Annotated in this window: 1 protein-coding gene; it reads left to right on the plus strand. The window is 76.4% G+C overall.

Annotated elements, in window-relative coordinates:
- A partial coding sequence (locus tag M8J73_RS02585) for a type I polyketide synthase (RefSeq protein ID WP_372503880.1) occupies window positions 1–13,437 on the plus strand: 13,437 nt, incomplete at its 5' end.
- Window positions 13,438–13,442: the final 5 nt, after the last annotated feature.

Here is a 13,442-nt window from a genome sequence, read left to right on the forward strand (position 1 = left end):
GCGGCGTTGTCGTCGGCGGGTGTGACCGCTGCCGAGGTGGATGTGGTGGAGGCGCATGGCACGGGGACGCGGTTGGGTGATCCGATCGAGGCGCAGGCGTTGCTTGCGACGTATGGGCGGGAGCGGCCAGCCGAACGGCCGCTCTGGCTGGGGTCGTTGAAGTCGAACATCGGGCATGCGCAGGCGGCTGCCGGAGTGGCCGGTGTGATCAAGATGGTGATGGCGCTTCAACAGCGCGCGCTGCCGAAGACGTTGCATGTGGATGAGCCGACGCCGTTGGTGGACTGGGCTTCGGGTGGGGTTCGGTTGCTGACGGAGCAGCGGGAGTGGGAGGCGGTCGAGGGGCGTCCGCGGCGGGCTGGGGTGTCGTCGTTCGGGATCAGTGGTACCAACGCCCATCTCGTCCTGGAGGAAGCGCCCTCCGCCCCCGAACCGGAAGCCACCCCCGCCCCCGAACCGGAAGCGACCCCGGAACCTGAAGCGACCCCCGAGCCCGACACCTCCCCGGTGCCGCTGGTGCTCTCCGCCCGTACCCCGGACGCGCTGCGCGACCAGGCACGTCGCCTGCTGCCCCTGCTTCGGGACACCGCCGGGCCCGCCGCCCGCGACCTCGCCTTCTCCTTGCTGACGTCCCGTTCGCTGTTCGACCACCGTGCCGTGGTCGGCGGGGACCGGCGGGCATGGGAGGAAGGGCTCGCGGCGCTCGCCGACGGTGCGCCCGGCGCGGACGTGGCGGCGGGCGAGGCCTCCGCCACCGGGCCGGTCGTGTTCGTCTTCCCCGGTCAGGGTTCGCAGTGGGCCGGTATGGCACGGGAGTTGCTGGACGAGTCGCGGGTGTTCGCGGCTCGGATGGAGGAGTGCGAGCGGGCTCTGGCGCCGTTCGTGGACTGGTCGTTGCTGGACGCCGTGCGCTCGGGGCAGGCGTGGGACCGGGTCGATGTGGTCCAACCCGCCCTCTTCGCGGTGATGGTGTCGCTGGCGGAGGTGTGGCGGTCGTTCGGTGTGGTGCCGGACGCGGTCGTGGGCCACAGCCAGGGTGAGATCGCCGCCGCCGTCGTGGCGGGCGCGCTCTCCCTGGAGGACGGGGCCAAGGTCGTGGCCCTGCGGAGCCGGGCGCTGGGTGTGCTGGCCGGACGCGGCGGCATGGTCTCCGTGGCCCTCGCGCACGACCGCCTGGCCGACCTGATCGCCGACCGCCCCGGACTGTCGATCGCCGCCGTCAACGCCCCCTCCGCCGGGGTGGTCTCCGGCGACCCCGACGCCCTGGCCGCTTTGCTCGCGCACTGCGAGGCGCAGGGCGTACGGGCCCGGCGCATCGACGTGGACTACGCCTCGCACTCCGCCCACGTGGAGGAGATACGAGAGACGCTCTTGGAGGCCCTGAGCGGACTGAGGCCGACCGCCGCCCACGTGCCGCTGTACTCCACCGTGGAGGGCGGCTGGCTGGACACCGCTCGGATGGACGCCGACTACTGGTACCGCAACCTGCGCGCCACCGTCGGCTTCGCACCGGCCGTCCGCACTCTCGCCGAGTCCGGGTACACGGGGTTCATCGAGGTCAGCCCGCACCCCGTGCTCACCATGGGCATCGAGGAGACCGTCCACGAGGCGGGCTGTGAGGCCGTCGTGCTCGGTACGCTCCGGCGCGACGAGGGCGGGCTGCGGCGCCTGCACCACGCGCTCGGCGAAGCCTTCGTACGCGGGCTCCCCGTCGACTGGAAGCCGGCCCTCGCCGGCACCGGTGCCCGCCTCGTGGACCTGCCCACCTACCCGTTCCAACGCCGCCGCTACTGGCTGGAGGCCCCGCGGGCGTCGGACTCCGCCGCCCCGGCCGACGACGGACTGTGGCGGGAGATCGAGGCCCAGGACTCCGCGGCCCTCGCCGACACCCTGGGGGTCGACCCCGGGGCGGTCGGCGAGGTGGTGCCCGCCCTGTCCGCGTGGCGCTCCGAACGGATACGGGGGCGGCGCGCCGACAGCTGGCGTCACCGTCTGGGGTGGCGCCCGCTGACGCTCGCGCCGAGGGCGTCGCTGTCCGGGCGATGGCTCGTCGTGCTTCCGGCGACCGACAGCGGTGCCGATGTGCTGGCCGCGCTGACGGCGGCCGGGGCCGAACCGGTCCCCGTCGTCGTCTCCGCCCCCGACCAGGACCGGGAATCCCTCGCGACCTCCCTGCGTGCCGCGTCGGGCGCGGAGCCCGTGGCCGGCGTGTTCTCCTTGCTGGCCGAGGAGACGCGCCCGCACCCCGCCCAGCCCGACGTGCCCGCCGGGCTGTCCCTGACCCTCGCCCTCGTCCAGGCGCTCGGCGACACCGGGACGGACGCCCCGCTGTGGTGCGCCACCCGGGCCCTGGCGGCCGTGGGCGGCGGCGAGCGGCCGGGAGCCGGTGCGCAGGCCGCGGTCGCCGGACTGGGCCGGACCGTCGCCCTGGAACGGCCCGACACCTGGGGCGGCCTCGTCGACCTGCCCGCCGTGCTGGACGAGCGGGCCGCCGACCGGCTGGGCGCGGTCCTCGCCACCGTCACCGACGAGGACCAGGTCGCCGTGCGCTCCTCCGGCGTGTACGGCCGCCGTCTGCTCCCGGTCGGTCCCGGCCGCCCGGCCGAGGCCCGCCACAGCCCGAGCGGCACCGTACTCATCACCGGTGGCACCGGCGGGACCGGGGCGCAGGTCGCCCGCGAACTCGCCGAGCGGGGAGCCGCCCACCTCCTGCTGCTCAGCCGCCGCGGACCCGACGCCCCCGGCGCGGACGAACTGCGCGCCGAACTCGCCGCGCTCGGCGCGCGGGTGACCGTCGCCGCCTGCGACGTCGCCGACCGCGCGCAGCTGGCGGCGGTCGTCGCCGCGATCCCCGAGGAGGAGCCGCTCACCACGGTCGTGCACGCCGCCGGGGTCCTCGACGACGGCACCCTCGACGCCCTCGACCCGGCCCGCCTCGCCACCCTGATGCGCGTCAAGGTCACCGCCGCCCGCACCCTGCACGAGGTCACCGACGGCATCGGCCTCGCCGACTTCGTCGTGTTCTCCTCCTTCATGGGCGTCCTCGGCAGCGCCGGCCAGGGAAACTACGCCGCCGCCAACGCCGCGCTCGACGCCCTGGTCGCCGAACGCCGGGCCGCCGGACTACCCGGCACGTCCGTCGCCTGGGGCGCCTGGGCCGGCGGCGGCATGGTCGACGACCGGATCGCCGAACGCCTCCGCCGCCTCGGCATCACCCCCATGGAACCCCGGGCGGCCGTCCGGGCCATGACCACCGCCCTCGCGGACCACGACGAACTCTGCCTCGTCGCCGACGTGGACTGGCAGCGCTTCCGCGAGGCCGCCGGACTGCGCTCCACGGCACTGCTGAGCAGCCTGCCCGGGGCCGCCGGCGCGCGGACCCCGGCGCAGACCGGACCCGCCGAGCAGGACGGGCAGGTGCGGGGGCAGCTCGCCGCGCTCCCCGCCGCCGAACGGTCCCGCCACATCACCGACCTCGTCCGCACCCACGCGGCGACGGTGCTGCGCCACGGCGCGGCCACCGACATCGCCCCGGGCCGGGCCTTCGCCGAACTCGGCTTCGACTCCCTCACCGCCGTGGAACTGCGCAACCGGCTCGGCACGGCCACCGGACTGCGGCTGCCCACCACCCTGCTCTTCGACCACCCCACACCGCAGGCACTCGCCGCCCATCTCCTCGCCGAACTCGCCCCGTCGGGCCCAGGGACCGAGGAGGCCGACGCGGCCCTCCCCGGGGGGACGGTCGCCGTGGACGACGACCCGATCGCGATCATCGGCATCGGCTGCCGCTTCCCCGGCTCCGCCCACGGCCCGGACGCCTTCTGGCAACTGCTCACCGAAGGACGGGACGTCATCGCCGACTGGCCCGCGGACCGGGGCTGGGACGCCGACAGGCTCTACGACCCCGACCCGGACCGGCCCGGCACCACCTACAGCCGACGCGGCGGATTCCTCCACGACGCCGGCGGCTTCGACGCCGCCTTCTTCGGGATCTCGCCCCGCGAGGCCCTGGCCATGGACCCGCAGCAGCGGCTGCTCCTGGAGACCTGCTGGGAGACCGTCGAACACGCCGGTATCGACCCCACCGCACTGCGCGGCCGCCCGGTCGGCGTGTTCGTCGGCACCAACGGCCAGGACTACCCCGGCGTCCTCCACGGCGCGCCCGGCGTCTCCGAGGGCCACGTCATGACGGGCAACACCGCCAGTGTGATGTCGGGCCGGATCTCGTACGAACTGGGCCTCGACGGGCCCGCGCTGACCGTGGACACCGCGTGCTCCTCCTCGCTGGTGACCCTGCACCTGGCGGCCCAGGCCCTGCGCCGGGGCGAGTGCGCGCAGGCCCTCGCCGGGGGTGTCACCCTCATGACCACGCCCAAGCTGTTCGTCGAGTTCAGCCGCCAGCGCGGACTGGCCCCGGACGGCCGCTGCAAGGCGTTCGCCGCCGGCGCCGACGGCACGGGCTGGGCCGAGGGCGTCGGCATGCTCCTCCTGGAACGCCTCTCGGACGCCCGCCGCGAAGGCCACCGGGTGCTCGCGGTGCTCAGCGGCACCGCCGTCAACCAGGACGGCGCCAGCAACGGCCTGACCGCGCCCAGCGGGCCGGCACAGCAACGCGTCATCCGGGCCGCGCTCGCCGACGCCCGGGTCACGGCCGCCGAGATCGACGCAGTAGAGGCGCACGGCACCGGCACCCGGCTCGGCGACCCCATCGAGGCCCAGGCCCTCCAGGCCGTGTACGGGGCCGGACGGACCGCCGACGAGCCGCTGTGGCTGGGGTCGGTCAAGTCCAACATCGGCCACACCCAGGCCGCCGCCGGCGTCGCCGGCGTCATCAAGATGGCGCTCGCCATCGGCCACGGCGAACTGCCCCGGACCCTGCACGCCGACGAGCCCAGCACCCACATCGACTGGGACACGGCGGGCCTACGGCTCCTCGGCGAGCCCACCCCGTGGCCCCGGACCGGACGCCCGCGCCGCGCCGGCGTCTCCTCGTTCGGCATCAGCGGAACCAACGCGCACGTGATCGTGGAACAGGCACCCGACACGGGCGAGGCGGACGCCACGGACGAGGCGGGCGGCAGGGCCGGGGAGACCGCGACCGGCGGCGCGGGGCGGACGCGCCCGTCCCCGGCCCGGACGCTGCCGCTGCTCCTGTCCGCCCGGACGCCCGCCGCGCTGCGCGCCCAGGCGGCCCGACTGCTCGCCCACCTCGACACGAGCCCCGGCACGCCGCTGCCCGACGTGGCCCTGGCGCTCGTACGCGGACGGGCCGCGCTGGAGCACCGGGCCGCCGTGCCCGGGGACGACGAGACGGCCGCGCGTCGCGCGCTGGGGGCGCTGGCCGCCGGAACATCCGACCCGGATCTGGTCACCGGCCTGGCGGCACCCGGGCGTACCGTGCTGCTCTTCCCCGGTCAGGGAAGCCAGCGGGTCGCCGCCGGAGCCGCGCTGTACCGCGACGAGCCGGTGTTCGCCGACGCGCTGGACGACGTACTCGCCCACTTCGCCCCCCACCTCGACGTGCCGTTGCGCGACATCCTGTTCGCCGCCGAGGGCGACGAGCGGGCCCCGCTGCTGGACCGCACCCGGTACACCCAGCCCGCGCTGTTCGCGCTGGAGGTGGCGCTGTTCCGGCTGCTGGACCACTGGGGAGTCGTCCCGGACCTGCTCATCGGCCACTCGGTCGGCGAACTCGCCGCCGCACACGTCGCCGGAGTGCTGGACCTGCCCGACGCCTGCGCCCTGGTCGCCGCTCGTGGCCGTCTGATGGACGAACTGCCCGGCGGCGGCGCCATGATGGCGGTCGAGGCCGGTGAGGACGAAGTGCTCCGGGCACTCGGCGAACTCGGCCTCCTCCAAGACACCGCCGACGGCACGGTCGGCATCGCGGCCGTCAACGGACCGGCGGCCACCGTGATCAGCGGTGACGAGGACGCCGTGCTGCGCGCGGTCGAGGAGTTCCGCCGCCAGGGCCGCCGGACCCGGCGGCTCACCGTGAGCCACGCGTTCCACTCCGCCCGGATGGACGGCATGCTCGACGCCTTCCGCGAGGTGGCCGAGGGCCTGACGTACGCCGAGCCCCGCATCCCCGTGATCTCCAACCTGACCGGTGAGCCCGCCCCCGCCTCCGAGTTGTGCTCCCCGGAGTACTGGGTGCGGCACGTGCGCGGCGCGGTGCGGTTCATGGACGGCGTACGGCGTCTGGTGGCCGAGGGCGCGACGACGTTCCTGGAGGCCGGGCCGGGCGGCGTGCTCTCCGCCCTGGTGCCCGCCTGTCTGCCGGAGGACGGGCCCGGGGCGCCCGGCGTGACGGCGATCCCGTTGCTGCCCAAGGGCCGGCCGGAGGCGGCCTCGGTCGTCGCGGCCCTCGCCCGCCTGCACGTCCGTGCGGTCGCCGTCGACTGGACCGCGGGGCACGAGGGCACCGCCGCCCCGCATGTCGACCTGCCCACCTACCCGTTCCAGCACGAGCGGTTCTGGCCGCGCCCGGCCGCGCGGAAGGGCGAGGACGGCGCCCCCACGGGCTCCGACGCCTTCTGGGACCTGGTCGGCACGGCCGACGCACCGTCGGTCGCCTCGCTGCTGGGACTCGACGAGCGGGCGCCACTCGGTGACGTACTGCCCGCGCTGTCCGCCTGGCGCGCGCGCCGGGACCAGGAGGCGGCCGCCGCCCGGCACCACTACCGCGTCGCCTGGCAGCCGCTGACCCTGCCCGCCCGCATCCGGTTGTCCGGTTCGTGGCTCCTCGCGGTGCCGGACGACCCCGCGGTCACGGAGACGGCCGAGGCCGTCGAACGAGCCCTCACGGAGCACGGCGCCGAGACGACCGTCGTCCGGATCGGTGCCGGCACCGGGCGCGCGGAGCTGGCCGGACAACTCCCCGCCGGGGCCACCGGTGTCCTCTCCCTGCTGGCCCTGACCGACCTTCCGCACCCGGACCACGCGCCGCTCGGGGCGGGGCTCGCCCTCACCCTGACCCTTCTTCAGGCCCTCGGCGACACCGGCAGCCGCGCCCGGCTGTGGTGCGTCACGTCCGGCGCGGTCGGGGCGGGCCAGGACACGCCGCCGTCGCCCGCCCAGGCCCGGGTGTGGGGACTCGGCAGGGTCGCCGCCCTGGAACACCCCGACCGCTGGGGCGGTCTGGTCGACCTGCCCGAGCGGCTCGACCCCGCAGCCCTGCGCGGTCTGTGCGCATGCCTGGGGGGCGTGGCCGGCGTCGACGCCGGCCACGGCGACGGTACGACGGACGGGCTCGCCGGTGAGGACCAGATCGCGGTCCGCCCGTCCGGCCTGCTCGGCCGACGGCTGGTAGCCGCTCCGGAGAGCCTCCCGGCCTCCGGCGGCCGTGTCATCCCCGGCGACGCCGCCGCCACCGGCGACGATGTCACCCCCGGCGGCGCCCTAGCGGCCCCCACCGGCTGGCGCCCCCAGGGAACCGTTCTGGTCACCGGCGGCACGGGCGGTATCGGCCGGCACGTCGCCCGCTGGCTGGCCCGGGAAGGGGCCGAGCACCTCGTGCTGGCCGGCCGGCGGGGAACGGCCGCCCCCGGCGCGGCGGCGCTCGTCGCAGAGCTGGAGCAGGCGGGGGCCCGGGTCACCGTGGCCGCCTGCGACCTCGCCGACCGGGACGCGACGGCCGCGCTCGTCGGGCGGCTCCGGGCGGCCGGGGACACACCGCGCGCGGTCTTCCACGCCGCGGGCACCGTCTCCGACACCCGCACCGAGCAGTGCGCACCCGCACAACTCCACGCCGAACTGGCCGCCAAGGCGGCCGGAGCCGACCACCTCGACGCACTCCTCGCCGACGAACCGCTCGACGCCTTCGTGCTGTTCTCCTCCATCGCGGGCACCTGGGGCAGCGGCGGCCAGGCCGCGTACGCCGCCGCCAACGCGCATCTGGACGCCCTCGCCGCCCGGCGCAGGGCCCAGGGGCGCACCGCGCTCTCCGTCGCGTGGGGCCCCTGGGAGGGCACCGGCATGGCCGACGGCGACGCAGGCGCCGGACTGCGCCGGCACGGCCTCGTCGGCCTGCGGCCCGAAACGGCGCTGACCGCACTCCGCCAGGCGCTGGACACGGGACGCACCGAGGTCGTCGTCGCCGATGTGGACTGGCGGCGGTTCGTCCCCGTCTTCACCTCCGGGCGCCCCAGCAGGCTCCTGGGAGCACTGCCCGAGACCGCCGGGGCGGCCGGGGCCGCCGAACCCTCCGAGGGCGGGCCCGCGGCCGACGCCGCCCTGCCCGAGGACCACGCCGACGGGTGGCGCGACCGGCTCACGGCTCTCCCCGACGCGGAGGGCGACCGGCTCCTCGTCGAACTGATCACCACCGAGGCGGCGGCGATCCTCGGCCATGAGTCGGCCAGGCGGGTCGACCCCGAACGCCCGCTGCGCGACATCGGCTTCGACTCCATCACGGCCGTCGAACTGCGCAACCGGCTCGTCTCCGCCACCGGCTTCCGCCTGCCGGTCACCGGGCTCTTCGACCACCCCACGGCGACCGGCCTCGCCCGGCACATCCGTGAGGGCCTCACGGGCGCCGCACCGCCCGCCGCCGTCCCGGACACCACCGCACCCCCGGCCCCGCACGCCACCGATCCCGCCGACGACCCGCTCGCCGTGGTCGCGATGGCCTGCCGCTTCCCCGCGGGCGTGCGCGCCCCGGAGGACCTGTGGCGGCTGGTGGCCGACGAGGTGGACGCCATCGGCGCCTTCCCCACCGACCGGGGCTGGGACCTGGACTCCCTGTACGACCCCGACCCGGACCGGCCGGGCACCTTCTACAGCTCCGGCGGCGGATTCCTCGACGGGGCGGGCGACTTCGACGCCGGCTTCTTCGGGATCTCGCCCCGCGAGGCCCTGGCCATGGACCCGCAGCAGCGGCTCCTCCTGGAGACCTCCTGGGAGGTCCTCGAACGCGCCGGGATCGACCCGCTGTCGGTCCGCGGCAGCCGGGGCGGCGTCTTCGTCGGCGTGGCCTCCCAGGGCTACGGCACCGGGCCGGGCACATCCTCCGACGGCGTCGAAGGGCATCTGCTGAGCGGCAACGTCACCAGCGTGGCGTCCGGCCGGATCGCCTACACGCTCGGTATCGAGGGCCCGGCCGTCACCCTCGACACGGCCTGCTCCTCCTCACTGGTCGCCCTGCACCTCGCCGGTCAGGCGCTGCGGGCCGGTGACTGCTCCTTCGCGCTCGTCGGCGGCGCCGCCGTGATGGCCGCACCGGACGTGTTCGTGGAGTTCAGCAAGCAGGGCGGTCTCTCGCCCGACGGCCACTGCCGCTCCTTCGCCGACGGCGCCGACGGCACCGGCTGGGGCGAGGGCGCCGGCATGATCCTCGTCGAGCGGCTGTCCGACGCCCGGCGCCTCGGTCACCCCGTGCTCGCCCTGGTCCGTGGTTCGGCGGTCAACCAGGACGGCGCCAGCAACGGCCTCACCGCCCCCAACGGCCTCGCCCAGCAGCGAGTGATCCGCGAGGCGCTCGCCCACGCCCGCCTGACCACCGCCGACGTCGACATGGTCGAGGCGCACGGCACCGGCACCGTCCTCGGCGACCCCGTCGAGGCACAGGCACTGCTGGCCACCTACGGCCAGGGCCGCCCGGTGGACCGGCCGCTCTGGCTGGGCTCGTTGAAGTCCAACCTAGGCCACACCCAGGCCGCGGCGGGCGTCGCGGGACTGATGAAGACCGTTCTGGCCATGGGGCACGCGACGCTGCCCAGGACCCTGCACGCCGACGACCCCACCTCCCGGGTCGACTGGTCCGGCGGCGCCGTCCGGCTCCTCGACCGGGCCCGCCCCTGGCCGGCCCCCGGCCGTCCCCGGCGCGCCGGAGTCTCGGCGTTCGGCATGAGCGGCACCAACGCCCATGTGGTCCTGGAGGAGGCGCCCCCGGAGCCGGCCGTCCCGGAGCCGCCGACCGCCGCCCAGGACACCGGCGACCGGCCCGACACCCACGCGGCGCCCGCGCTGCCCTGGCTCCTCTCCGCCCGCTCGCAGCCGGCCCTGCGCGAACAGGCCGCGCGGCTGCACGCCCACCTCACCGACCGACCCGAACTGCGGCCGGCCGACGTCGCCCACGCGTTGGCGACCACCAGGTCCGCCCTCCCGCACCGGGCCGTCGTCGTCGGCACCGGCCGCCGTGAACTGCTGGACGCGCTGGCCGCCCTCGCGGACCGGTCGGCCGCGTCCGCAGCCGTCGAGGGACAGGCCCGCGGCGGCGGCCGTACCGTCTTCGTCTTTCCCGGCCAGGGTTCCCAGTGGGCGGGGATGGGGTCGGGTCTGCTGGATGCTGCTCCGGTCTTCGCGGAGCGGGTGGCGCAGTGCGAGCGGGCGCTGTCGCCGTACGTGGACTGGTCGTTGACCGGTGTGCTGCGCGGCGAGCCGGGTGCGCCGTCGTTGGAGCGGGTGGACGTGGTGCAGCCCGCGTTGTGGGCCGTGATGGTGTCGTTGGCGGCGCTGTGGCGGTCCTGCGGTGTGGAGCCTTCGGCGGTGGTCGGGCACAGTCAGGGGGAGATCGCGGCCGCCGTGGTGGCGGGGGCGCTGTCCCTGGAGGACGGGGCCAAGGTCGTCGCCCTGCGCAGCCGGGCCCTCGTGGCGCTGGCCGGGGCCGGCGGCATGGTGTCCCTCGCCGTCTCCGAGGACCGGGCCCGCGCCCTCCTGGCACCCCACGGCGACCGTGTCTGCGTGGCCGCGGTGAACGGCCCCGACGCGGTGGTGGTGGCCGGCCGGCCGGACGCGCTCACGGACCTCCTCGCGGCCTGCGAGAGGGACGGCGTACGGGCCCGGCGCATCCCCGTCGACTACGCGGCCCACTCGGACCAGGTGGCCCGGGTCCGCGACGACCTGCTCGCCGCGCTGGCCGACGTGACGCCCCGCACGGGCGGGACACCGCTGTACTCCACGGTCACCGGCGAACCCCTCGACGGAACGCTGCTGACGGCGGACTACTGGTACCGGAACCTGCGTGAACCCGTCGAGTTCGCGCGTGCCACCGCACGGCTGCTGGACGCCGGATTCGACCTCTTCGTCGAGACGAGCCCGCACCCCGTGCTCACCGCCGGCGTCGAGGGAACCGCCGAACGGGCGGGCCGGACCATCACTACCGTCGGGACGCTGCGTCGCGACGACGGCGAACCCGCACGGTTCCTCGCCTCGCTCGCCGAGGCATGGACCACCGGAGCCACGGTGGCCTGGCCGGACGTCGTGGCCGAGGCCGCGCCCGGCGCCCGACCCGTCCCCCTGCCCACCTACGCCTTCCAGCGGACCCGGTTCTGGCTGCCCACCCCGGGCCGTACCGCCCCGGGGGCCGACGCGGCCGGCGGCGCCGAACAAGACCGCTTCTGGGCGGCGGTGGACAGCGGCGACCCGGCCGGGCTGGCCGCCGCCCTCGGCGCGGACGCCGACGCCACACCGGAGGGCTTCGCCCCGGCGCTGCGCGAGGTGCTGCCGGTGCTGTCCGGCTGGCGTCGCGCCCGGCTCGACCGGGACGCCGTACGGTCCCTCGGCTACCGGGTCCGCTGGCAGCCGGTGGCCGACCCGCCCGCCGCGCCGCTCGACGGCGACTGGCTCCTCGTCGTACCGAAGCAGCACACCGACGACCCGCTCGTCGGCGCGTGCCAGGACGCGCTGCGGCTCGGCGGCGCGCGGGCCCGTACCGTCACCGTCGACGCGGGCGACGCGGCCCGGACCGCGCAGGACGTCGCCGACGCCGTCGCGGACGCGACCCGGCCGGTCTCCGGCGTGCTCTCCCTGCTGGCCCTGGACGAGCGTGCGGCGGCGGACGGGACTCCGGTGCTCGCCGGAACCGCCGCCACCCTCGAACTGCTCAAGGCCCTGGACACCCTGGGGATCGACGCCCCGCTGTGGTGCGTGACCGGCGGCGCGGTCGCCGTCCACCCCGACGAGCGGCTCACCCGTCCGGGCGGGGCCCAGCTGTGGGGGCTCGGCCGGGTCGTCGGCCTGGAACAGCCGGGCCGCTGGGGCGGCATCGCCGACCTGCCGCCGAGCCCCGGCCCCGACGAGGCGCGCCGCCTCGCCGCCTTCCTCGCGGGCGGCCACGAGGAGGACCACCTCGCCGTACGGCCCACCGGCGCTCACGCGCGCCGGCTCGTCCACGCCCCGGCCCCCGACGCCTCGGCGGGCCGCGACTGGACGCCGGCCGGAGGCACCGCCCTGATCACCGGCGACACCGCCGTGCTGGGCGCGGACATCGCCCGCTGGCTGGCCCGGCGCGGCGCCCGCCAGGTCGTCCTGGCCGGGGACCGGAGCGCGGATCAGGTGGCCGTGGCCGCCCTGCGTGACGAACTCACCGAACTGGGAGCCGAGTTGACGGTTCCCGATGGCAGGGACCCCTTGGCCGGCCTGCCCGGCGGGGCGCCCCTGACCGTCGCCGTCCACCTCGCCCGCGCCCACGACCCCGGCGCCTCGCTCGCCGAACTCACCCCCGAGGACCTGGAGGGCGCCCTGCGTTCCGCCCTCGGCCCGGTGGCCGACCTCGACGCGCTGCTCGACGGCCACCCGGCACCGGACTCCGTCGCCCTCGCCGTGCTGTTCCCGCTGAGCGGTGTCTGGGGGGCCGCCCGGCGGGGCGCCGCCACCAGCGCGTACGCCGCCCTCGAAGCGCTGACCCGCGACCGCCGCGACGGGGGGAACCGCTGCGTCACCCTCGCCCTCGGCGGCCTGGAACCCGCGCCCGCCGGATCCGACACGGTGGAGAGCCCGCTGGACGCGAACACCGTCCTCGCGGCCCTGCAACAGTCGCTGGACCACGACGAACCCGCCGCGATCCTCGCCGACGTCCGCTGGGACCGCCTCGTGGCCGCCGTGCCCGACCCCCGAGCGCTGCGGCTGCTCAGCGAACTGCCCGAGGCCGCCTCCGCCCCGGGGGACGCCACGCGGGACGACGAGGACGACGCGGCCGCCGAACTCGCCCGCCGGCTCGAACCGTTGGACGAACCCGCGCGACGCCGGCTGCTGCTCGACCTGGTGTGCGACCACGCGGCCGCGGTCCTCGGCCACACCGGCCGCCAGGCCGTCCCGGCCGACCAGGCGTTCTCCGCCGTCGGGTTCGACTCGATGCTCGCCGTGTCCTTCCGCAACCGGCTGCGCACGGCCACCGGCGTCCCCATCGCCGCGACGGTGGTGTTCGACCATCCCACCCCCACCGCCCTCGCCGACCACCTGTACGACGGGTTGTGCGCCCGTCCCGGACCGGCCGTTCCCGCGCTCGCCGAACTCCGGGCGCTGGAGGCGGCCCTGACCTCCGCAGACCCCCGCGCCGAGGGCGCCGACGAGCTCGGCGCGCGCCTTCAGGACCTCGTACGGACCTGGGCCCGGCGCACGGCGCCCGACACCGGCCCGGCGGACACCGACGCGATCGGTTCGGCCAGCGCCGACGAACTGTTCGACCTGCTGGACAACAACTTCGGAATGGCCTGAGGAGC

This window comes from Streptomyces neyagawaensis (assembly GCF_023516595.1).
Classification (GTDB): Bacteria; Actinomycetota; Actinomycetes; order Streptomycetales; family Streptomycetaceae; genus Streptomyces; species Streptomyces neyagawaensis.